The sequence below is a fragment of the Nocardia sp. NPDC051990 genome (assembly GCF_040680755.1).
Classification (GTDB): domain Bacteria; phylum Actinomycetota; class Actinomycetes; order Mycobacteriales; family Mycobacteriaceae; genus Nocardia.
Window position 1 is genome coordinate 16,098 of sequence record NZ_JBFAXH010000005.1, and the last position, 21,296, is coordinate 37,393.

Sequence of the window (21,296 nt, forward strand, 5' to 3'; positions counted from 1 at the left end):
CCACGCAGGGCGTAGCGAGCACCGCAAATCGGACTAGGAGAGAACACAAATGGCAGAAGTACTTGTGCTCGTCGAGCACGCCGACGGTGCGATCAAGAAGGTCAGCACCGAACTGCTCACCGCCGCGAGCACGCTGGGTGAGCCCGCCGCCGTCGTGACCGGCCCGGCCGGCACCGGCGAGAAGCTGGCCGACGCGCTGGCCGCCGCGGGTGCCGCGAAGATCTACATCGCTGAATCCGACGATGTCGAGAACTTCCTGGTGACCCCGAAGGTCGACGTGCTCGCCGGTCTGGTCGAGTCGGTCTCCCCGGCCGCCGTGATCGTCGCCGCCACCGCCGAGGGCAAGGAGGTGTCGGGCCGCCTCGCCGCGCGCATCGGCTCCGGCCTGCTCGTCGATGTCATCGACGTCAAGTCCGACGGTTCGGTCGTGCACTCCATCTTCGGTGGCGCGTTCACCGTCGACGCCAAGGCCACCGGCGATGTGCCGGTGATCTCGGTGCGTCCGGGCGCCGTCGAGGCCACTGCCTCGGCGGGTGCCGGCGAGAAGGTGACCGTCGAGGTGCCCGCGCAGGAAGAGGGCGTCGTGAAGGTGATCTCCCGCGCGCCGGTCGTCGGTGGTGACCGTCCGGAGCTCACCGAGGCGAGCATCGTCGTCTCCGGTGGTCGCGGTGTCGGGTCCGCCGACAACTTCGCGGTCGTCGAGGCGCTCGCCGATTCCCTCGGTGCCGCCGTCGGCGCCTCGCGTGCCGCGGTCGATTCGGGCTACTACCCGGGCCAGTTCCAGGTCGGTCAGACCGGTAAGACGGTTTCCCCGCAGCTGTACATCGCCCTCGGCATCTCCGGCGCCATCCAGCACCGTGCCGGTATGCAGACCTCGAAGACCATCGTCGCGGTCAACAAGGACGAAGAAGCCCCGATCTTCGAGATCGCGGACTACGGCATCGTCGGCGACCTGTTCAATGTCGCCCCGCAGCTGACCGAAGCTGTGAAGGCGCACAAGGGCTGATAGCGCACTGCTGCTCCCGTGGCCCCGGCTGAAACAGCCGGGGCCACGGGTATTTCCGGGGCTACTCACTCTCCCGGAGCTTAACGGCTGCTATAACCCCGGTGTGACCGGCGGCACTCAGCCATCGGGATGCTCAGTCAGCCCCGTTCGCTACGAGCAGTCCCTGATAGTCACAGCGAAAGCTGCTTGAACCCCTGTCCACCATTCGGGGTGAACCTCAATCGGCTTGCGATCACGGTGGGGTCAAGGTCCGCAAGGGTTGATAGCGCACTGTTCGCCTGACCCAGGCTGATAACAACCGGGACCACTTGCGTTTTCATGCGACCGTTTCCAGGTGCGATAACCTGCGGATATGGCTGTTCCTTCGACTCGGATGCTGGTACTTGCCGTGGTGCGGCTGCTGGCGCCGGTGCACGGTTACGACGTTCGGCGGGAGTTGTTGTCCTGGCAGGCGGACAATTGGGCGAATGTGAAGCCGGGCTCGGTGTATGGCGCGCTGAACACCTTGCAGCGCGACGGGCTCATCGCGGTGGATGGCGTCGGACAGGACGGGGCGCGGCCGGAGCGCACGACCTACCGGCTCACCGCCGAGGGAGAGAAGGTCTTTGCGCAGATGCTGCGCGACGCACTGTGGGATGCCGAGCAGCCGAAGCATCCGTACGCCGCGGCGGTCGCGCTGTTGCCGTATGCGCCAAGGGAAGAAGTCATCGCCGCGCTGCGCAGCCGGATCAAGAAATTCGAGGCCGAACTCGACCAGTTGATTCGAGAGGAGCGCCGGATCATGGCCGGTAGCGGCGATCCGGCGGAGACCGAACCGCATCATGTCGCCGACGCGATCCGGTTGGCCTCCGAACATATCCGGGCCGATCTGCGGTGGTCGCAGAAAACGTTGGAGCGCATCGAAAGTGGCGAGTTGGAGGTCTGGGAGCGGTTCGCGAAGCGGCTGGACGGCCGGAGCGCCACCATCGATTGATCAAGTCTGAATAGTAAAGCTTGACTATTTGGTCGGTCGTTTCTACCGTTGTTCTGGTGGAAACGATCGACTCTGTTCGCGATCGCACCAGCGCCTCCGTGATCCGGGTGCGCGGGCTGGCGCGAACGTTTGAAACCAAAAGCGGCCCCGTCCAAGCGGTTACGGGCCTCGACTTCGATGTCTACGAGGGTGAGATCCTCGGTCTGCTCGGTCCCAACGGTGCGGGCAAGACCACGACGCTGCGCATGCTCAGCACCCTCATCGCCCCGACCGCGGGCGAGGCGGTCATCTCCGACGCAGATCTACGGGCCGAGCAGCGGACCGTGCGGTCCCGTATCGGTTACGTCGCCCAGGGCGGAATGACCAATGATGATGCCCTGGTCATCGACGAATTAGTGTTGCAGGCAAGGCTTTTCGGGCTGAGCAAGGCGCAGGCGACCGACAATGCCGAAGAACTCCTCGTCGCGCTCGACCTGGACGGACTCGGTCGGCGCACATGCAACCAGCTCTCCGGTGGCCAGCGCCGCCGCGTCGATATCGCGCTCGGCCTGGTGCACGGGCCGACGCTGATCTATCTCGACGAGCCGACCAGCGGCCTGGATCCACAGAGCCGCGCGAATCTGTGGGAGCACATCCGGCGCCTGCGTGCGCGGGGCACCACAGTCGTGCTCACCACCCACTATCTGGACGAGGCTGACGCGCTATGCGATCGCCTGCTGATCATGGACCACGGCGGCATCGTCGCCGAGGGTACACCCGATGAACTCAAGCGCCGCATCTCCGGTGATGTGGTGAGCTTCGAAATCGAAGACGGCTATGCCGATCTCGCACTCCAGGTCGCCCAGTCGGTGCTCGAGGTGCGCTCGCTGGTGCGCTCGGAGGATGCGGGTGCGGGCCGGATCGGGGCGACGCTGGTGCATCTCACCGTGGATCGCGGCGACGCCGCGGTCGTCCCCCTATTACGTGCCATGGGCGAGCGCGGTCTCGTGCCGGGTGCGCTCACTGTCAAACGTCCCAGCCTCGACGATGTGTTTCTCACCATTACGGGGCGTTCGCTGCGGGAGGCGAGTCATTCATGAGATTCATGCGCGAGACCGGACTGATCTTCTGGTCCCAACTGCGGGCCAACCTGCGAAATCCGGTCTGGGTCCTGATCGGTCTGTCCCAGCCGGTGCTGTATCTGGTGCTGTTCGGGCCGCTGGTCAAAGGCATCGCACCGGCGCTCGGCGCGGATGCCGACCCATGGAAGCTGCTCACACCCGCGCTGGTCATCCAAACCGGACTGTTCGGTGCCATCTATGTCGGATTCAACATTGTCGCGGAATTGCGCGCCGGGGTCGTCGAACGGCAGCGGGTCACGCCCGCGAGCCGAGGCGCGTTGCTGACCGGGCGTGTGCTCAAAGATATGGTGGTGCTGGTCGTTCAAGCGCTGGTGCTCGTCGGGGTTGCCATGGCGGCCTTCGGGGTTCGGCCGGATCCGCTCGGCGTGGTGCTGTCTGTGGTGTTGATCGCGGTCATGGCGGCAGGTTTGGCCGCCGCGTCGTATGCGCTTGGGCTGTGGGCCAAATCCGAGGATGTGCTCGCCTCGATGCTCAATAGTCTCGCGGTGCCGCTGATGCTGCTGTCCGGCATTCTGTTGCCGCTGAGCGTCGGGCCGAGCTGGTTGCGCACGATCGGCAAGGTGAATCCGTTCTCGCACACTGTCGATGCGGCCCGTGCCCTGTTCCGCGGTGATTACGGTGCGTCCGAGGTATACCTCGGAACCGGCCTCACCCTGGCCGTCGCGGCGGTGGCGATGGTGATCGGCGCACGAAGCTTCACCCGCGAGAACGCCTGACACCCAGGCCGCTGAGATCTGCTCGGTCGCGGCAGATCTCAGCGGCGGTGTAATCCGGACAGCAGGGTGGTGAGGATCGGGGAGCGGCGGGTATCGCTGCGCAAGACCGCGGAGACCGGAATGCGCAGTCGGTTTTCGGCGAGCTCCAGCACGACCAGGCCTTCGGTAGGGCTGTCGGCGTAGAGCACGGTCCAGGCGTCCGGCCGATTGATCAGTTCCATGGTCGCCGTGTGGTCCGGTGGAATCGGCGGACCGAAGGTGGGGCCCGCCGCCAGATCGGCGAAGGCTGCCCGAATCACATTGTGCAGCAGGACCTGTTCCTGCTCGGGCGGGAGCAGCAGCGGATATTGGCTCAGATCCGACAGCGTCACCTGCTCGCGCGTGGCCAGCGGATGGGCAGCGGAAGTGGCGATGACGAGGTCCTCGATCCACAGCTTCTCGACCGCGAGACCGGGCTCGTCGACACTGCCGCGGATGAGCGCGAGATCACAGTCACCGTCGGCCACCGCGGTGATCCGCTGCCGGAACGGTTTGATGACGAATTCGATCTCGGCATCCGGATGCGTAGCGCGCGCGCCCGCGATCGCGGACAGGGATCGGGTCGCGAAGGACATATTGGCGGCCAGCCGGATGCGGTGACCGGAGGTGCGCACGGTGGCGCGGATGGCGGACTCGAGACTGAGCATCTGTTTAGCCAGGGGAAGTAGCCGCATGGTCGCGTCGGTCGGTACAACGGCCCTGGTGGAGCGCTCGAACAAGGGCACGCCGAGGTCACGCTCCAGCCGGGCGATCTGATGGCTGATCGCCGATTGGGAGATGTAACAGCGGGCCGCGGCCCGGCTGAAACTCAGCTCCTCGCACACCGCGACGAAGTAGGTGAGCTGGCGAAGCTCCACGTGATCTCCAATTCATGAGCAATCCAGATAATAGTCATATCTATTATGCGCCTGAACACCTGAAATATCTGCGGTTCGAATGACGGTTAGTAATGAGAGAAGGAGGCTGTTATGGAACACGCAGATGTTGTTATCGTTGGCTCGGGATTCGGGGGGCTTGCCGCCGCTAAGCAGTTGGCCAAATCGGGAATTGATTACGTTCTCATCTCGAGCACTCCGGAGCATCTGTTCCAGCCGTTGCTCTACCAGGTCGCGACAGGTGTGCTGGGCTCGCACGAGATCGCACCGCCGATCGCCTCGGTGCTGCGCAGGCATAAGGAAGCGGACGTCCGGCTCGGCAAGGTCGTCGCCATCGACGCCGATACTGCGGTGCTCACCTACGAGCACGACGGCGCGCATACGCAGATCCGCTACGGCTCGCTGATCGCCGCCACCGGCGCCTCGCAGTCGTATTTCGGCCGCGACGATTTCGCCGATAAGACGTTCTCGCTCAAGACGATCGATGATGCGAAGCTGCTGCGCGCACAGATCGAACGCGTCTTCACCGAGGCCAAGGGCGCGGATGCGGAGACCCGCAAGCGACTGCTCAGCTTCGTGGTGGTCGGCGCGGGTGCGACCGGTGTCGAGGTGGCCGGTCAGCTCGAGGAACTCGCGAAACGGCATTACCATCAAGAGGTTTCGGTGACGTTGGTCGAGGGTGCGGGCGAGGTGCTGCCGCCCTTCGGTGGCGGACTGTCGGAATACGCGAAGGAATCGCTGACCAAGAGCGGCGTCGAGGTGCTGCTCGGCACCTTCGTGACCGATATCGAATTCGGCAAGGTGACCGTCAAGGACAAGCAGGGCATCGAGCGCCGGATCGCGGCCGAGACGGTGGTCTGGTCGGCAGGTGTGCAGGCGGGCGGGTTCGCGCAGCTCTTGGCCGAGGCCACCGGCTGCGAAACCGACCGGGCCGGAAGGCTTTTGATCAATCCTGACCTGACCGTCGGTGGGCACGCCGATATCTATGCCATCGGCGATATGACCTCGCTCAACGGCTATCCCGGCCAGTCGCCGGTTGCCATGCAGGAGGGCAGGCACGCCGCCGACATCATTCGCCGCAAGAAGCTGCCCGGCACCCCGTTCAGGTACTGGGACAAGGGCAGCATGGCGGTGATCAGCCGGTTCAGCGCGGTGGTGAAACTCAACGAGCACATCACCTTCCGTGGCATCATCGCCTGGACCATGTGGCTTGCCGTGCACCTGCTGTACCTGGTCGGGTTCCGCAATCGCTTCGCCGCCGTTGCGTCGTGGCTCATCGCCTTTATCGGCACGGGTCGTCCCGGTTTCGACGAGGCGGACGCAGTGCGGGATCCCGTGCGGATATCGGAGCGCGACGCCGCCTGAGCTATCGCCGCGAAAAGGTAACGAATCAGGCAAATGACGGCGATAGCGATGCGGGACACGGAACACGACGCGACAGTTCGATGAACGCTCGGTGTGATCATCGTCTCGTTCACCGAACCGGCATCGAGGCGACACTTCGAGGTCGCTCCAGCGCAGTTTCGGGCTGGCTTCATCACGGATATGACTATTTCGTCCGTGTTGACAGCCCCAGCTCGGCCGACGGACTCCGGGTCGGAACGGTCTCGGTATTCGCTGGTCGTCTCGTCCGATTCGGCGCACCGGCTGGCCGCGCAGCGCCTGCGCTACGGCGTGTTCGCCAGTGAGCCCGGCTTCCACATTCCCGACAACGGAACGGGTCTGGACGCGGACCACTTCGACGAGCACTGCGATCACCTGCTGGTCCGCGACGACCGGACCGAGGAATTCGTCGGCTGCTACCGAATGCTGCCGCCGGACAAGGTGACTGCCGCGGGGGGCTACTACACGGCCACCGAATTCGATCTGGCCCAACTGGATCCGGAGGGCAACCGGATCGTGGAAATGGGCCGTGCGTGTGTGGTGCCCGACCACCGCAACGGCTCGGTGCTGACCCTCATGTGGGCGGGCATCCTGCACTACATCCAGCTCACCGGATACGAGTGGGTGATGGGCTGCGTCTCGGTGCCCATGCAGGACACCCCCGCCGATCCGCCCGGGGTGAATGTGCGTGGCGTGCGGGATATGCTGCTCGGTCGGCACGGATCCGATCCCGAGCGGCGGGTGCACCCGTACCGCCCGGTGGTGGTCGACGGGCTGACGCTGGCGGAGATGACACCACCCAGGCGCCCGAAGCTGCCCCCGCTGCTGCGCGGCTATCTGCGCCTGGGCGCGGAGATCTGCGGTGAACCCGCGCACGATCCGGACTTCGCGGTCGCCGATTTCGTCGCGCTGCTCGGCCTGGACACGATCAACACTCGCTACCTCAACCGCTTACAAGACGCTGCCAATGCATTCGACGGGGGACGGTGAATCAGATGGTGTTCGACGCGCCGCCCGCACACCGCACCGCGCACGCCTGGATGCCGTCGAGTCCGTGTGGGCCCGGCTGTATCGATCCGGTCGATAAGAGCGGCACCGCGCGGGTGATCGGCCGACTATTCGGTGTGGCCGGGCTGTTGATCAGCTTTCCCGTAGTCAATGTCGTGACGCCGCGCGGACGGCGCGAACAGCTGCAGCGGCGGTATGCGCGAACGATTTTGGGCTGTCTCGGGATTCGGTTGCGCATTGTCGACAACCGAGCCGATGCGGGGGAGTCGGCAGATGCGCGCTTCGGCGCTTCGGGTGCGGGGCTGCTGATCGTGGCCGGACATATCGGCTGGACCGATGTGGTCGTCATGGCCGCGGTGCAGCCACTCGGCTTCGTGGCCCGTGCCGATATGGTTGATTGGCCGTTGCTCGGTGGGCTGGCCAAATTGATGCGGGTCATTCCGATCGAGCGTGAGCGGCTGCGCGAATTGCCCGGTGTGGTGGCGCTTCTCGGTGAACGGCTGGCGGCGGGGGACCGGGTGGCGGTCTTTCCGGAGGGGACCACCTGGTGTGGCCGCGCCTACGGCACCATGCGGCCCGCACTCTTCCAGGCGGCGGTGGATACCGGAACCCCGGTGCAGCCCGTGCGGCTGCGGTATCACGATCGGCACGGGATCCAGTGCACCGTGCCGGGATTCGTCGGTGCGGACTCGTTCGCCGCCTCGGCGGGCCGGGTGCTGCGGTCCCGGGGGCTGGTCGTCGAGATCGTGTTGGAACCGCAGGAGCAACCCGGTGCCGATCGTCGCGAGTTGGCACTGCGGTGCGAACGCGCCGTGCGTGGTAGGGAACTGTCGCGGCACGGCGCGGTGGACGCTCAGCAGTGGATCGCGGCAGCCACCACCCGGGTGCAGGACCCCGATGCGACCGCGACCGCGACCGTCGGACCGCAGGCCCGACGGCCCGTGCGGCGGCTGCGCCCAATGACGCTGCGTGGGCGCCGCAGCAAGCCGATCGCGCGCTGACTCGGAACGTGCTGCCGGACGGCAGGTCGAACCTACAACAATCCACACCTTTGCCGACCCCTGAGCGAAGCCGCACCGAAATCGGGGTTTTGCCGGATAGGCGCGGGTGCGCTGCCTGCCTATCATGATCGCGAGGGCAACTTCAGTAAAGTGGTGACGAGGGGAAACATACTGTTGGCAAAGAGATTTCGACCGAGTGCGGCGATTGCCGACAGGCGTAGCGGTGTTCTGGTGCTCGCTGCTGCGGTAGTTCTGATCGGATCCGTGGCTGGAATCGGTATCGCCAGAACTGCGCCGAAAGATCCGTCTGCTGCCGCTGCCCTGGATCATTTCACCCATCAACAGTTGGAATGGGGTTCCTGCGAAAGCGATCTCTTGGATCGAGCCGGCGCGCAGTGCGCGAATGTGACGGTGCCGTTGGACTACGCTGAACCGCGGGGACGCACCATTTCCGTTGCGATCTCACGAGTACGGGCGACCGATTCGACCCACAGGCGTGGGATCTTGCTGTCGAATCCGGGTGGGCCCGGCGGCCGCGGTCTCGACTTGCCGGTGCGACTCAGCCGAGCGGCGCCGTCCTATCCATGGGGGCTTTATGACCTGATCGGTATGGACCCGCGCGGAGTCGGTCGATCAACTCCGGTCGACTGCGGATGGCCGATCGGAGACTCGTTTCAATCTGCGGGAGCGGATCTGGCCAGGTTCGGCGAATCCGTTGCTACCCAAGCCGATCTGGCGGCACGGTGCCTCGCCGCCGACAACGGTATGTTGCCGCACATCACGACTCGCAACACAGCACGGGATATCGACCTCATTCGCACGCTGCTCGGCGAAGACCGGATCAACTATTTCGGGATGTCCTACGGCACCTATCTGGGAGCTGTCTTCACGCAGATGTTTCCCGATCGCACCGACCGAATGGTGCTGGACAGCGCGGTCGATCCGGCACGCTACGGCAGCGACGTGATGATCCAGGATCAGGGAGCGCCACTGGAGGAAGCGCTCGACGCGTTGGCCGACTGGACCGCCGCCAGAGCCGATCAGTATCGGCTGGGAACTACTCGTTCCGATGTTCGTGCAGTAGTGTCCGGCCTGATCGAACAGGCTGCCCGTCAACCGATTCGGGTCGGCGGCTACGACGTGGACGATCATTGGCTACCGTCGGTGTTGTTCGGCTACGTGCAGGACTCCCGCCACTTCGAGGACGCGGCGAATGCTATTCGGCAGCTGGCGGACGCCGCCGCGGGACAGCTGGCCGAGCCCAGCGCTGACTTGGCGCAGATGCTGAGTGGATTATTGACCGCGACAACCGATGACGCCATCGCATCCGCGGAATCCTCGACCGCTGTGGTGTGCGGTGACGTGAGCGCGCCGCGTGACCCCGCGTGGTACTGGCGCAACGTCGAAGCCCGCCGCGCCGACCAGCCGGTATTCGGGCCACTGGTCAACAACATCTCCCCGTGCGCGTTCTGGCCCGCGCCCGTCGAACCACGTGTAGAGGTGCATAATGCCGCGCCCGTGCTCATCTTGCAGGCCACCGGTGACCCCATCGCGGCGTACCAAGAAGGCGTCGGTCTGCACCGAGCCATGACCGCGTCACGGCTGGTGACACTTCAAGACGTCATCGTCCACGGTGTGTTCACCGTCCCGAGCAGCTGTGTGAGCCAGGCTGTCGACACCTATCTTCGCGACGGTAGTCTGCCTGCCGCTGATCTCACCTGTCACGCTGAGTGATTTCGATAACTACCGCTGCCCCAACAAGCGCGACCAGCCGGTCGCCGTTGCCGTCGTAAATCCGGACGGTCGCGGGCATACCCGGCGAACCCGGTATCGCCAGCAGGACCTGCGAGACTTGGGTTCTCGGAGGAGCTCAGGATCCGCCTCGCACGTGCGTCATCGCCATGTCACCTCGGCGATGCCAGCTGGTATTGCTATCCGGTGTGTGTCGCTGAGGATCCGGCTGATGGCTGATCGGCTTCGCCGGATTTCCCGGGATATCTGCCGGGGCGGGTGCAGTGCAGTGATATCGGCCGAGCGTCCGGTTGGTACCGAGGCGAGACGGGTCGAGGGCTCGGGGCGGTGTCTCGATGAACCGTCCGTCCGCACGTGACGTGCCCGAACGTGGCCTCAGGGAATATCGGTCAGCGGTCGGTCGTTGGCCGCAATCGTGCGCAGAATCGTAGAGATTTCGTATACGGCCGGGTGATACCCCAAGGATGCGCAGGTCAACGATGGGATAGGCTTGATCAGTCATGAAGTCGGCTTTTGCGGGTTCGGTCCATGGGGCGCCCCGGACGGTCTACCTCGATCATGCGGCGACCACTCCGATGGTGCCTGCCGCGATCGAGGCGATGACGGCCGCCCTCGGCATGACGGGTAATGCCTCGTCACTGCACGGTTCCGGACGTGCCGCCCGGCGGAAGCTGGAGGAGGCACGCGAGTCGATCGCCGCTGATCTGGGCGCCAGGCCATCGGAGGTGATCTTCACCTCCGGCGGGACCGAGAGCGACAATCTGGCGATCAAGGGCATCTACTGGGCCCGCCGCGCTGCCGAACCGCGCCGGACCAGGATTGTCGCGGGTTCGACCGAACATCACGCCGTCATCGATGCCGTCGAGTGGCTGGAGCAGCACGAGGGCGCGCAGGTGACCTGGCTGCCGGTCGACTCCGAAGGTGTGGTGTCGCCGCGGGTGCTGCGGGCGGCGCTGGCCGAACATATCGACGAGGTCGCGCTGGTGACCATCATGTGGGCCAATAACGAGGTCGGCACCATCGCGCCGATCGTCGAATTGGCGGCGGTGGCACAGGAATTCGGCGTGCCCATGCACAGTGACGCGATCCAGGCCGCCGCGCAGCTGCCGATCGACTTCGCGGCCAGTGGGCTTTCGGCGGCGAGTTTCGCCGGACACAAGGTTGGTGGGCCGCACGGTGTCGGTGCGCTGCTGCTCGGCAGGCAGGTGTCGTGTGTGCCGCTCCTGCACGGCGGCGGACACGAGCGTGATCTGCGCTCCGGGACTTCGGATACCGCCGCGGCCGTCGGTCTCGCCGCTGCATTGAACTACATGGTGACCGAGTTCCCCACGCGCACAAAGGAATTGAGCGAGCTGCGGGACGAATTGATCGAGGGCATCCGCGATGCCGTGCCGGATGCGGTGCTGAACGGTCCGGACGGTGCACGACGGTTGCCTGGCAATGCGCACTTCACTTTCCCCGGCTGCGAAGGTGATTCGCTGCTGATGCTGCTCGATGCGGCGGGGATCGAATGCTCGACCGGGTCGGCCTGCAATGCGGGTGTGGCCACCCCGAGTCATGTGCTGATCGCCATGGGCGTGCAGCCGTGGCAGGCCCGCGGCTCACTGCGTTTTTCGTTGGGGTACACCTCGACTCGCGCCGATGTGGACGCGTTGCTGAATGTCTTGCCCCAGATTGTGGAAAGGGCCAGGGCCGCGGGTCTGGCCGGTGCGAAGGGAGGTGTCTGATGCGGGTACTCGCCGCGATGAGTGGTGGTGTGGATTCGGCGGTGGCGGCGGCGCGTGCCGTCGACGCCGGTCATGAGGTGGTCGGCGTACATCTGGCACTGTCCGCGACACCGGGCACCCTGCGCACCGGTTCGCGCGGTTGCTGCTCGAAGGAGGACGCGGGCGACGCCCGGCGGGCCGCCGATGTGCTCGGCATCCCCTTCTATGTCTGGGATTTCGCGGACCGCTTCACCGAAGATGTGATCGACGATTTCGTCGCCGCCTACGCCGCGGGGGAGACCCCGAATCCGTGTCTGCGCTGCAACGAGAAGATCAAGTTCTCCGCACTCGCCGACCGCGCGGTGGCACTCGGCTTCGACGCCGTGGTCACCGGTCATTACGCGCGGCTCGAGGACGGTGTGCTGCGCCGTGCCATCGATGCCGACAAGGACCAGTCCTATGTGCTCGCGGTGCTGACCGCGCAGCAGCTGTCGCGGGCCATGTTCCCGGTGGGTGACACCCCGAAGCCGCAGATCCGCGCCGAGGCTGCCGAGCGCGGGCTCGCGGTGGCGAACAAGCCCGACAGCCATGACATCTGCTTCATCCCGTCCGGTGACACCAGGGCCTTCCTCGGCGCGAAGATCGGCATCCGGCCAGGTGCGGTGGTCGATGCCGACGGGCACGTGCTCGCGAATCACGAAGGCGTGCACGGGTTCACCATCGGCCAGCGCAAGGGGCTCGGACTGCCTGGTCCGGCCGCCGACGGTAAGCCACGCTATGTCACCGAGATCGATCCCGACTCCGGCACCGTCCGCGTCGGTTCGGCCGAGGATCTGCAGGTGTGGACCGTCCAGGCCGACCGCGCCATCTGGACTTCCGGTGCCACGCCGGAGGGGCCGATCGAATGCGTGGCGCAGGTCCGCGCGCACGGCGGTACCGCACCGGCGGTGGCCGAAGCGGTCGGCGAAGGGCTGATCGTGCGGCTGCGCGAGCCGCTGACCGGGGTCGCGCGCGGCCAGGCCGTTGTGCTGTATCGCCCGGATGCGTTGGGAGATCAGGTGATCGGCAGCGGCACCATCTCCGGTACGTTGCGCGCGGTGTCGGAATCGGTGCCGAGCGCGGGCACTGCGCAGTGACCGAATTCGCTGCGGAATCGGGCGCGATCGAGGCGAAGACGCGCATTCCCGGTGGGATCGCGTCGGCGGTCGGATCGTGGCCCGGTACGGATTCGCGGGAGGCCGCGGCCACCATTCTCGGCGAATTGCCGGATCTGCCGCATCTGGTCGAATTGCCGGGGCGCGGTGTGGGTTCGGACATGATCGGCCGGGTCTCGGCGCTCCTGGTGGATATGCGATTCGATACCACCACGCGCGGTTATCGGCTGACGGCTCGGCCCGGCGCGGTCTCGCGGCGTGCGCGCGATCTACTCAGGTCGGATCTGGACGCGCTCGAAGAGGGCTGGGCGACAGCGGGTTCGGCGGGCACGGTCAAACTGCAGGCCACTGGCCCGTTGACGCTCGCGGCCCGGCTCGAACTCCCCGTCGGGCACCGCGTGTTGACCGATTCCGGTGCGGTGCGCGATATTTCGGAATCCCTCGCCGAAGGTCTGGCCCAACACGTGGACGAGGTGCGCAAACGCCTCGGGGCGGAAGTCGTTCTGCAACTGGACGAACCATCGCTGACCGATGTGCTGAACGGCTCGCTGCGCGGTGTCAGCCTGCTCGACACGGTGCGCGCGGTCCCCGAACCGGAGGCACTGGCGGTATTGGATGCGGTCATTACCGCTCAGTCTGCTCCCGTTCTGATCCACACCTGCCCCGACGCGCCCGCCCTATCCTTCCTGCGCGGCAGCGCGGCCACCGCCATCGGCTTCGATATGGCCACCATCACCACCCGCGCACTCGACGATATCGGCGAAACCCTGGACGCGGGAAAGCAATTGGTCCTCGGTCTGGTTCCGACGACGCCGCCGGACGAACCTCCGACCTGGCGCGATATCGCCGAACCCGGGGTCCGCCTGATCGACCGCCTCGGCCTGCGTCGCTCCGTGCTGGCCACCCAGATCCTGGTCGCCCCCGCCTGTGGCCTGGCCGGTGCCCCACTCGAATGGGCCCGCCGAGCCCTGCGCCTCGCCACCGAAGTGGCCCGTGCTTACGCCGAAGACCCGGAATCGCTCGACTTCTCCTGACACGCCGGTACGCCGATTCGAGCACCGCGTTGCGTGCGGATGAAATGGCGATGATCGACTACGGATTCGCGGCGGTGCGGGCGGGGGCGATCAATGGGCAACGTCACCTCGGACCGGTTCCGCTGCCCGGATAGTCCGTCGCGACGTGCGGGAATGTGGCGGTAACTTGTCGGTGGGCTCGACTAATGTGCGATGGGTGAGTGACAGCGACATTGCGGCGGACCCGGCTACGGCGGAGCAGCGGGTGGAGTGGCAGCGGCTTGCGGACGAGGTTCGGGAGCACCAGTTCCGGTATTACGTGCGGGACGCGCCCATCATCTCCGACGGTGAGTTCGACGAGCTGCTGCGGCAACTGCAGGCGCTCGAGGACACACATCCGGATCTGCGCACGCCCGATTCGCCGACGCAGCTGGTCGGCGGCGGATTCGCGACGGATTTCACCGCCGTGGACCACCTCGAGCGAATGCTGTCACTGGACAATGTCTTCGACTTCGACGAGCTGCGCGCCTGGGCGAGCCGGGTCGAGGCCGAGACCGGGTCGAATCTGCACTATCTGTGCGAGGTGAAGATCGACGGTGTCGCGCTGAACCTGGTCTACGAGAAGGGGCGGCTGGTACGCGGCGCGACCCGCGGCGACGGGCGCACCGGTGAGGATGTGACGCTCAACGCGCGCACCATCGAGGACATTCCGAGCGAGCTGACCGCGACCGCGGAGTTCCCGGTCCCGGAGCTGCTCGAGGTGCGCGGCGAGGTCTATTTCCGGCTGGAGGATTTCGAGACCCTCAACGCGGCGATCGTGGCCGAGGGCAAACCGCCTTATGCGAATCCGCGCAATACCGCGGCGGGCTCGCTGCGCCAGAAAGATCCGGCAGTAACCGCGCGGCGGCGGCTGCGGATGATCTGTCACGGTTTCGGACGCATCGAGGGCTACACCCCGGCCTCACAGCATGAGGCCTACCGCGCGCTTGCCGCATGGGGTCTGCCGGTTTCCGCGCACACCAAACTGGTGCAGGGCATCGACGCGGTGATCGAGCGCGTCAACTATTGGGGTGAACACCGTCACGATATCGAGCACGAAATCGACGGCCAGGTCATCAAGGTCGACGAAATGGCGCTGCAGCGCAGGCTCGGCTCGACCTCGCGCGCCCCGCGCTGGGCCATCGCCTACAAATACCCGCCCGAAGAGGCCACGACCAAGCTGCTGAATATCGAGGTCAATGTCGGCCGTACCGGCCGGGTCACCCCGTTCGCGGTAATGGAGCCGGTGTCCATCGCGGGCTCCACGGTCGCTATGGCCACGCTGCACAATGCCTCAGAGGTCAAGCGCAAGGGCGTGCTCATCGGCGATACCGTCACCATCCGCAAGGCCGGTGATGTGATTCCCGAGGTGCTCGGCCCGGTGGTCGATGCGCGGGCCGGTGACGAACGCGAATTCGTCATGCCCACGCACTGTCCGGAATGTGGCACCGAACTGGCGCCGCAGAAGGAGGGCGACGCCGATATCCGCTGCCCCAACCAGCAGTTCTGCCCGGCGCAGCTGCGGGAACGGGTGTTCCATGTGGCCAGCCGCGGTGCGTTCGATATCGAATCGCTCGGCTACGAGGCCGCCAATGATCTGCTGAAGTCGGGCGCGATCACCGACGAGGGCGATCTGTTCGACCTCGACGAGGCGCGGCTGCTCACCACCACGCTGTTCGCCAATAAGGACGGCGGCCTGTCCGCGAATGGCAAGCGACTGTTGGAGAACCTGCAGACCGCCAAGGATCGGCCGCTGTGGCGGGTGCTGGTCGGGTTGTCCATCCGGCACGTCGGCCCCACCGCGGCGCGGGTATTGGCCAGGGAATTCGGCAGTATCGATCGGATCCAGGATGCCGCCGTCGAGGAACTGGCCGCGGCCGACGGCGTCGGCCCGACCATTGCCGCCGCCGTCGCCGAATGGTTCACCGTCGATTGGCATTGCGCGATCGTCGACAAATGGCGCGCCGCGGGCGTGCGGATGGCCGATGAACGCGACGACTCCATCGAGCGCACGCTCGAGGGGCTATCGATCGTGGTAACCGGGTCGTTGGAAGGATTCTCCCGCGACGGCGCCAAGGAGGCGATCCTGGTGCGCGGCGGTAAGGCCGCGGGTTCGGTCTCGAAGAAGACGGCATTCGTGGTGATCGGTGATGCGCCGGGTTCCAAGGCCGCGAAGGCGGAGGAACTCGGTGTGCCGATCCTCGACGAGGACGGATTCCGCAAGCTGCTCGAGGAGGGCCCGGCGGCGGTGACGCCGGAGACGGTCGCGGAGGATGCCGAAGCCGAGGAGTAGATATGCCGTCGGCGAATGATCCTTGACCTGAACCCAACTTCAGGTATGACGATCGACTGGTAGGTGACTATCAGGAGATTCGAAATGACTCACCGTTCTACCGCTCTGCTCACCGGTGCTTCGGCGGGATTCGGGCTGGCTCTTGCGCGTTCGCTCATCGGGCGCGGCTGGCGGGTGATCGGCACCGCTCGCCGTGCCGACCGGCTCGTCCAGGCGGGATCCGAACTCGGCGAAGCATTTCTCGCGGTGCCGGGCGACATCGCCGATCCGGCGCACCGCGCCGAACTGGCCGAGACCGCGGGCGAATTCGGACACCTCGACCTGGTCGTGAACAATGCGAGCAGCCTCGGGCCCAGTCCGCTGCCACGCCTGGCGAACTATCCACTCGATCAGCTCGAACTGGTCTATCGGACCAATGTCATTGCCCCGCTCGCGGTCCTGCAGTTCGCACTGCCGCTGCTCGATCCGGATGGTGTTGCGGTAAATATCAGCTCCGACGCTGGCGTCGAACCGTATCCGGACTGGGGCGGCTACGGCTCCTCGAAGGCCGCCCTGGATCAACTCACCGCCATCCTGGCCGCCGAACATCCGGAGCTGTCGATCTACGCCTTCGATCCCGGCGATATGCGCACCGAAATGCATCAGGCGGCATTTCCCGGCGACGATATCTCCGATCGCCCCGAACCCGAGACCGTCGTGCCCGCGCTGCTGCGTTTGATCGAGCAGCGACCCAGGAACGGCCGTTATACCGTCGCCGACTTCACCGCGGTGGTCGGCAGATGAAGGCAGTATCGCGAAGCGATTCGATGAGGGGTGTTGGCCGAGAGACGGGTGGGCTGACCGCCTTGAACGAATGGGCCGATATCCTGCCCTCCGAGCGCAATGCCACCGCCCCACCGGAAGCGCGTGGCCTGGCTCGCGACGAGGTCCGGATGCTGGTGGCAGCGGATATTCGTATGTGCCACAACGCTGGTCGCCGTCGTACTACACGACAGTCTTCGGTCGAATTCCCGGCAGCGCCGAAATGCCAAGTGCGGCACGCCCGTTCACCCAAAGACTGGTGCTCGATCTGGTGACCTCGGGCGTCGCGATCGCACCGATCACCCTGCACACCGGGATCTCCTCGCCGGAGGCGGGCGAACCCCCGAGCCCGGAGCGGTTCGCGGTTCCGGCGACGACCGCGCGTCTGGTGAACGACACGAAGGCGGCGGGTGGGCGCATCATCGCGGTCGGCACCACCGTGACGCGAGCGTTGGAGACCACCGCCGATCAGCACGGCATCGTGCATCCGGCCCGGGGGTGGACCGAACTGGTCCTCGGAACACGACATCCGGCCCGGGTGGTCGACGGCATCATTACCGGCTGGCACGCACCCGGCGCATCGCATCTGGATCTACTCGTCGCGGTCGCGGGTGAGGCCACCGTCCACGAGGCGTATGCCACCGCCCTCGGTACCGGTTATCTCTGGCACGAGTTCGGCGACAGCGCATTGTTGTTCGGTCCCTGCGCTAGGAGGGGCTGATGCTCACGGTGGAGTCGAGTTGGCCGCCGACCTCGATCCGGCCGCACTGACCATTGCTGAGATCGAGATGGGCGGTCCTGGTCTTGGTCCGGCTCTTCTGGATGGTGGTGTCGACGATGACCTGGACCCGGCCCACCGAGCACACCTTCACCAGCGCGGGCTTGCCGTCGAAGCTGTAGGTGCCGCCACTCTGGCAGGTGTTGGTCTCGTCGTGGAAGAAGATCCGGGCGGTACCGTCCGGACAGGGCGCCTCGGCGGCGGCCTGCGGCGGGCCGAGTACGACCAGCGGGCCGAGTACGAGCGCGGCCGCTACGAAGCTGCGGGCCACTAGACGACGAATCGTTGATTCCATCGGTGAACCATCCCTCATCAAAACATTTCCGGCAGATGCCAGCGGATAGCCGCGGCGCCTGCATGGTATCGCGTGACGTGCGCATTTGTCCGCCGGAAGCCCACGGGCGGTGCCTGTTTCGGCCGGTGACGCGGGTGCGGTGTCGCGGTCGGGCGGGCGAACCGACAGGATGGCGGGATGCTGCGCAGTTTTCAGGTGACGAATCACAGATCGATGGCCGAACGGCAGGACTTGCGTTTGAGCCGGGGGAGCGGACCGGTCGCGGTACCGGTGACAGCGGTGCACGGTGCGAGTGCCGCGGGCAAGACGAGCCTGATCGATGGGCTGGCGCAGATGCGCGATGCGGTGCTGAATTCGGTGACCGGCTGGGATCCCTACGCGGGACCGCTGCGCGCGCCGCACCGCGGATTCCCGGATCGCCCTTCGGAATTCGTGGCGAACTTCGTCGCGGAGGGGGTGCCGTACACCTATGGGTTCCGCCTGGACAATGCGGATGTGACGGCCGAATGGCTCCACACACATCCGCGCTCACGCAAGCGAATTGTGTTCGAGCGCAACGGTGAACAGATCAAGATCGGTCCGATGTTCGAGGCCGCGCGCTACGGTATCGCGGCACTGATGCCGCTGGTGCGGCCGAATGCGTTGCTGCTCAGTCTCGCTGGGCAGATGTACGCCGAGGCGCTGGTGCCCGCATATCGGTGGTTCTCCGCGATGCTCGACGTGCAGCACGGCGCGACGGATGCGACGGCCGTCGCGCATCGCCTCGGCAGTCATCTGTCGGCGGCACCGGACCATGCGGTGCGGCTGCTCATGCTGCTGCGCACCGCCGAACTCGGCATTACCGATCTGCTGATCGCCGACCCGGATCCGATGTACGCGGACTATCTGCGCGAACTCGATGCCGATATCGCGGGGACGGCCGAACAGGTGGACTTGTGTGCGACCTCGCCCGGACATGCCGACCAGTTGCTGCGAGAAAGCGGCATCACCGAGGTCATGCTCGAACGCGAGCTGAGCACTCTGAAGGCGGCACGCGATGCCCTCTACACCCGGATGGTCGAGCGTCGCGGTGTCGGTCTCGGTCTGGTGCACGCCGGGATCGACTCCGCATTCGAAATCACCGACGAATCCGCCGCCACCCTCTCCATGCTGCGCTTACTGCCGACCATGCTGGACGCGCTGGACTCCGGCCGGGTACTCGCGATCGACGATATCGGCGCGCACCTGCCGGTCGAGGAGACCGATCGGCTGATCCAGCTGTTTCAGAATCCCGAGACCAACTCCCGTGGCGCGCAACTGATCTTCACCACGAATAGCCGCTCACTGATCGATCGGACGAACGGCCGCTCGCAGCGCACCCGCACCGCCGTCTGGCAGATCCGCCGCACTGAGCACGGCACAAGCGAGCTCGCCGCGCTGTAGTCCGCGGCATCGGCCACCTGGGCCGTGGTCGCTGCCGTGCCGAGCGGCGCCGCGGTATGCGGGCCTGGACCAATAGCATGGGTGCCATGGTGCAGTTCGGGATGTTGGTGATCATGGTCGGCGCGCTGGTGGCGATGGTCATGCTCTACCTGCGTGGGCGCAGTGGCGTCCGGCTGGCGAATCCGGAGACGGGGACGCTGTATGTCACCGGGGTGAGCCCCCGGCCCGACGCGACGGACGAGCAGTACGTGACCATCACTGGCAATCTGGCCGGTCCGTCGGTGCCCGGCACTGTGGTGTACGGCCGCATGGTGTGGGACGTGAACAACTGGCCCGCCATCGGGGATCTGATTCCGGTCGTCTACCCCTCCGGTAGGCCGGAACGCTGGCAGGTCTCGCATCCGGGCGCGCGTCCGGGCCTCGGGTCCTGACCGGCCGCGATGTCCGCACACGATCGCAGGGGCAGTGTCCACGCCGAGTTCCCTGCCGTGCGCCGGGCCATGGATCGAGTGACCGGAGTCTGTGCCTCGAGGCCGCCACCTACGACATCCCGCCGGGCAGCAACCCGACTGACCGTCTCGGTGGCGAGCGTGCGTCGAGTCGGCGGCCCTGCGCCGAGTCGCGTCGGTCGGTCGACCGACCGGGTGTTGCGGAGTGGCCGCTCGGGCGGTGGGAAGATGCCGGTATGGCTTTGCAGGACTCCCAGGTCGTCGTTCGGAACGCTCGCCCAGAGGAATACGACGCGGTCGGTGACTTGACGGTCGAGGTCTACGTCGGCGAGGGCTATGTTCGCCCTGGCAGCCCGTATGTCACCCAACTCGCCGATATCACCCATCGCGCGGGTGCGGCGCAGGTGCTGGTCGCCGTGCACGACGATCGGGTGGTCGGCTCGCTGGCGGTGGCCCGGCCCGGCACGCCGTATGCCGAGATCGCCCGACCGGGGGAGTTGGAGTTCCGTATGCTCGCTGTATCGAAGTCGGCGCGCGGGCTCGGTGCGGGAACGGCGTTGGTGCGCACCGTCATAGAGACCGCACGCGCCGAATCCTTTGCCGCAGTAGTGCTCACCACGATGCCCGCCATGGTCGACGCTCGGCGGATCTATGACCGATTCGGTTTCGTCCCTGCGCCGGAACGGGATTGGCGGACCGAGGTGGGCGAGTGGCTGTCGGTTCTCCGGCTGGATCTCACCGACTGATCGGTCTCAGCCCAATACGGTTGCGACGATCCCGGCGAGATAGCCGAGCCGCGCGACCTCCGATGGCCGGAAGTCGGGGCCGCCGGGTCGTCCGAGCAGCAGCACCTTGCTGGCATTGCCGAGCGGCGCGGCGGCCAGTTTGGTGTCCATATCGCGCCAGATCTGCGGCACCCAATCGCCCTCGGGGTCCAGGACGGCGGGCTTCTCCAGCGGCATCCACGGTGCCGAGCCCGCCTGCGTCTGTGGTGCACTCTGGCTGCCGACGACGCGATAGGCGCCCTGCGGCCCCAAATTCATGATGGTGCTCCAGCCGACCCGCAGCACTCTCGGCACTCCATCCACGAGCACCTGCATCCGATCGTCGCGTGCGCTGGCGACCTGATCGATCAGTTCGAGTTCACGATGGGTATCCAGCACGCCGGAGTACGGGCGGATGGAGTCCACGTGCACATCGCCGATTGATTCGGCGGCGGTGATCAAGGTGTCCGGTAACGCACCCTGCGACACTTCGACGACTAGATCGTCGACGGCGAATCCCGCACCCCGCTCGACCACGTCGAGAGAGAGGATGTCCGCGCCGACGGAGCCCAGTGCGAGCGCGAGCGCACCGAGACTTCCCGGTCGATCCGGAAGTTGCACGCGGAGCAGGTAAGACACGCGCGTTCCTTTCCTTGACGGCCGAGGCTATGAACGGATACCCGGGTCACGCAATACTTACACCCCCGA

The 21,296-nt window shown here is 66.0% G+C and carries 19 protein-coding genes and 1 pseudogene; 17 read left to right on the forward strand and 3 right to left on the reverse strand.

The window, feature by feature from the left end; all coding sequences use genetic code 11:
- Positions 1-49: 49 nt before the first annotated feature.
- The 4 genes from AB0L63_RS11755 (at position 50) to AB0L63_RS11770 (ending at position 3,816) form a co-directional block, all read left to right on the forward strand.
- Complete coding sequence (locus tag AB0L63_RS11755) at positions 50-1,006, forward strand: electron transfer flavoprotein subunit alpha/FixB family protein (RefSeq protein WP_364498322.1); 957 nt, start codon at positions 50-52, stop codon at positions 1,004-1,006.
- Between the two features lie 352 nt (positions 1,007-1,358).
- Positions 1,359-1,979 carry a PadR family transcriptional regulator gene (locus AB0L63_RS11760; protein ID WP_364498325.1) on the forward strand — a complete coding sequence of 207 codons (621 nt, stop codon included), beginning with the start codon at positions 1,359-1,361 and terminating at the stop codon, positions 1,977-1,979.
- A 56-nt stretch (positions 1,980-2,035) separates the two neighbouring features.
- The gene (locus tag AB0L63_RS11765; protein WP_364498328.1) at positions 2,036-3,058 is read left to right on the forward strand and encodes an ATP-binding cassette domain-containing protein; all 1,023 of its coding nucleotides are present in this window, start codon (positions 2,036-2,038) and stop codon (positions 3,056-3,058) included.
- A complete protein-coding gene (locus tag AB0L63_RS11770; RefSeq protein ID WP_364498331.1) occupies positions 3,055-3,816 on the forward strand; it encodes an ABC transporter permease in 762 nt (253 codons plus the stop codon). Before AB0L63_RS11765 ends, AB0L63_RS11770 begins: the two co-directional genes overlap by 4 nt.
- A 38-nt stretch (positions 3,817-3,854) precedes the next feature.
- On the opposite strand, the gene AB0L63_RS11775 is transcribed toward AB0L63_RS11770, so the two are convergent.
- Positions 3,855-4,712: a LysR family transcriptional regulator gene (locus tag AB0L63_RS11775; protein ID WP_364498334.1), complete on the reverse strand. Its 858-nt coding sequence runs from the start codon at positions 4,710-4,712 to the stop codon at positions 3,855-3,857.
- A gap of 111 nt (positions 4,713-4,823) precedes the next feature.
- Between AB0L63_RS11775 and AB0L63_RS11780 the strand changes: the two genes are divergently transcribed.
- The 10 genes and pseudogenes from AB0L63_RS11780 to AB0L63_RS11825 all read left to right on the forward strand — a co-directional run.
- Positions 4,824-6,095 (forward strand): NAD(P)/FAD-dependent oxidoreductase, encoded by a 1,272-nt coding sequence (locus AB0L63_RS11780; protein WP_364498337.1) that lies wholly within the window; start codon positions 4,824-4,826, stop codon positions 6,093-6,095.
- Between the two features lie 180 nt (positions 6,096-6,275).
- Positions 6,276-7,103, forward strand: a complete 828-nt coding sequence (locus AB0L63_RS11785; RefSeq protein ID WP_364498340.1) for a GNAT family N-acyltransferase — start codon at positions 6,276-6,278, stop codon at positions 7,101-7,103.
- Positions 7,104-7,108: 5 nt separating this feature from the next.
- Positions 7,109-8,122 (forward strand): lysophospholipid acyltransferase family protein, encoded by a 1,014-nt coding sequence (locus AB0L63_RS11790; protein WP_364498342.1) that lies wholly within the window; start codon positions 7,109-7,111, stop codon positions 8,120-8,122.
- A 504-nt stretch (positions 8,123-8,626) separates the two neighbouring features.
- Positions 8,627-9,856 carry an alpha/beta hydrolase gene (locus AB0L63_RS11795; RefSeq protein ID WP_364498345.1) on the forward strand — a complete coding sequence of 410 codons (1,230 nt, stop codon included), beginning with the start codon at positions 8,627-8,629 and terminating at the stop codon, positions 9,854-9,856.
- Positions 9,857-10,374: 518 nt separating this feature from the next.
- Positions 10,375-11,601, forward strand: coding sequence for a cysteine desulfurase family protein (locus AB0L63_RS11800; protein ID WP_364498348.1), 1,227 nt, complete (start codon positions 10,375-10,377; stop codon positions 11,599-11,601).
- Positions 11,601-12,716 carry a tRNA 2-thiouridine(34) synthase MnmA gene (mnmA, locus tag AB0L63_RS11805; RefSeq protein WP_364498351.1) on the forward strand — a complete coding sequence of 372 codons (1,116 nt, stop codon included), beginning with the start codon at positions 11,601-11,603 and terminating at the stop codon, positions 12,714-12,716. The genes AB0L63_RS11800 and mnmA overlap by 1 nt, the downstream gene beginning before the upstream one ends.
- Before the next feature lie 44 nt (positions 12,717-12,760).
- A complete protein-coding gene (locus AB0L63_RS11810) occupies positions 12,761-13,768 on the forward strand; it encodes a methionine synthase (RefSeq protein ID WP_364499158.1) in 1,008 nt (335 codons plus the stop codon).
- Positions 13,769-13,979: 211 nt separating this feature from the next.
- A complete protein-coding gene (ligA, locus tag AB0L63_RS11815) occupies positions 13,980-16,079 on the forward strand; it encodes an NAD-dependent DNA ligase LigA (protein WP_364499161.1) in 2,100 nt (699 codons plus the stop codon).
- Between the two features lie 84 nt (positions 16,080-16,163).
- Positions 16,164-16,862, forward strand: coding sequence for an SDR family oxidoreductase (locus tag AB0L63_RS11820; protein ID WP_364498354.1), 699 nt, complete (start codon positions 16,164-16,166; stop codon positions 16,860-16,862).
- A 166-nt stretch (positions 16,863-17,028) separates the two neighbouring features.
- Positions 17,029-17,601 (forward strand): annotated as a pseudogene (locus tag AB0L63_RS11825) (S-adenosylmethionine:tRNA ribosyltransferase-isomerase); the annotation flags it as partial.
- Here the strand turns inward: AB0L63_RS11825 and AB0L63_RS11830 are convergent.
- Positions 17,588-17,953 carry a hypothetical protein gene (locus AB0L63_RS11830; RefSeq protein WP_364498357.1) on the reverse strand — a complete coding sequence of 122 codons (366 nt, stop codon included), beginning with the start codon at positions 17,951-17,953 and terminating at the stop codon, positions 17,588-17,590. The pseudogene AB0L63_RS11825 and the gene AB0L63_RS11830 sit on opposite strands and share 14 nt — an antisense overlap.
- A gap of 177 nt (positions 17,954-18,130) precedes the next feature.
- On the opposite strand from AB0L63_RS11830, the gene AB0L63_RS11835 reads away from it, so the two are divergent.
- The 3 genes from AB0L63_RS11835 to AB0L63_RS11845 all read left to right on the forward strand — a co-directional run bounded on the left by AB0L63_RS11835 (position 18,131) and on the right by AB0L63_RS11845 (position 20,570).
- Positions 18,131-19,375, forward strand: coding sequence for an ATP-binding protein (locus AB0L63_RS11835; RefSeq protein WP_364498360.1), 1,245 nt, complete (start codon positions 18,131-18,133; stop codon positions 19,373-19,375).
- 86 nt (positions 19,376-19,461) lie between these two features.
- The gene (locus AB0L63_RS11840; RefSeq protein ID WP_364498363.1) at positions 19,462-19,806 is read left to right on the forward strand and encodes a hypothetical protein; all 345 of its coding nucleotides are present in this window, start codon (positions 19,462-19,464) and stop codon (positions 19,804-19,806) included.
- Positions 19,807-20,060: 254 nt separating this feature from the next.
- Entirely contained in the window at positions 20,061-20,570 is a 510-nt protein-coding gene (locus AB0L63_RS11845) for a GNAT family N-acetyltransferase (protein ID WP_364498366.1), read from the forward strand.
- Positions 20,571-20,576: 6 nt separating this feature from the next.
- On the opposite strand, the gene AB0L63_RS11850 is transcribed toward AB0L63_RS11845, so the two are convergent.
- Positions 20,577-21,227 (reverse strand): amino acid-binding protein, encoded by a 651-nt coding sequence (locus tag AB0L63_RS11850; RefSeq protein WP_364498368.1) that lies wholly within the window; start codon positions 21,225-21,227, stop codon positions 20,577-20,579.
- Positions 21,228-21,296: the final 69 nt, after the last annotated feature.

Excerpts from the sequence above, each read along its gene's own strand:
- AB0L63_RS11830 (WP_364498357.1), bottom strand. The coding sequence starts at position 17,953 with ATGGAATCAACGATTCGTCGTCTAGTGGCCCGCAGCTTCGTAGCGGCC.
- AB0L63_RS11820 (WP_364498354.1), top strand. The coding sequence starts at position 16,164 with ATGACTCACCGTTCTACCGCTCTGCTCACCGGTGCTTCGGCGGGATTC.
- AB0L63_RS11845 (WP_364498366.1), top strand. The coding sequence starts at position 20,061 with ATGGCTTTGCAGGACTCCCAGGTCGTCGTTCGGAACGCTCGCCCAGAG.
- mnmA (WP_364498351.1), top strand. The coding sequence starts at position 11,601 with ATGCGGGTACTCGCCGCGATGAGTGGTGGTGTGGATTCGGCGGTGGCG.
- AB0L63_RS11760 (WP_364498325.1), top strand. The coding sequence starts at position 1,359 with ATGGCTGTTCCTTCGACTCGGATGCTGGTACTTGCCGTGGTGCGGCTG.
- AB0L63_RS11755 (WP_364498322.1), top strand. The coding sequence starts at position 50 with ATGGCAGAAGTACTTGTGCTCGTCGAGCACGCCGACGGTGCGATCAAG.
- AB0L63_RS11785 (WP_364498340.1), top strand. The coding sequence starts at position 6,276 with ATGACTATTTCGTCCGTGTTGACAGCCCCAGCTCGGCCGACGGACTCC.
- AB0L63_RS11780 (WP_364498337.1), top strand. The coding sequence starts at position 4,824 with ATGGAACACGCAGATGTTGTTATCGTTGGCTCGGGATTCGGGGGGCTT.
- AB0L63_RS11840 (WP_364498363.1), top strand. The coding sequence starts at position 19,462 with ATGGTGCAGTTCGGGATGTTGGTGATCATGGTCGGCGCGCTGGTGGCG.
- AB0L63_RS11770 (WP_364498331.1), top strand. The coding sequence starts at position 3,055 with ATGAGATTCATGCGCGAGACCGGACTGATCTTCTGGTCCCAACTGCGG.
- AB0L63_RS11835 (WP_364498360.1), top strand. The coding sequence starts at position 18,131 with ATGCTGCGCAGTTTTCAGGTGACGAATCACAGATCGATGGCCGAACGG.
- AB0L63_RS11790 (WP_364498342.1), top strand. The coding sequence starts at position 7,109 with ATGGTGTTCGACGCGCCGCCCGCACACCGCACCGCGCACGCCTGGATG.
- AB0L63_RS11800 (WP_364498348.1), top strand. The coding sequence starts at position 10,375 with ATGAAGTCGGCTTTTGCGGGTTCGGTCCATGGGGCGCCCCGGACGGTC.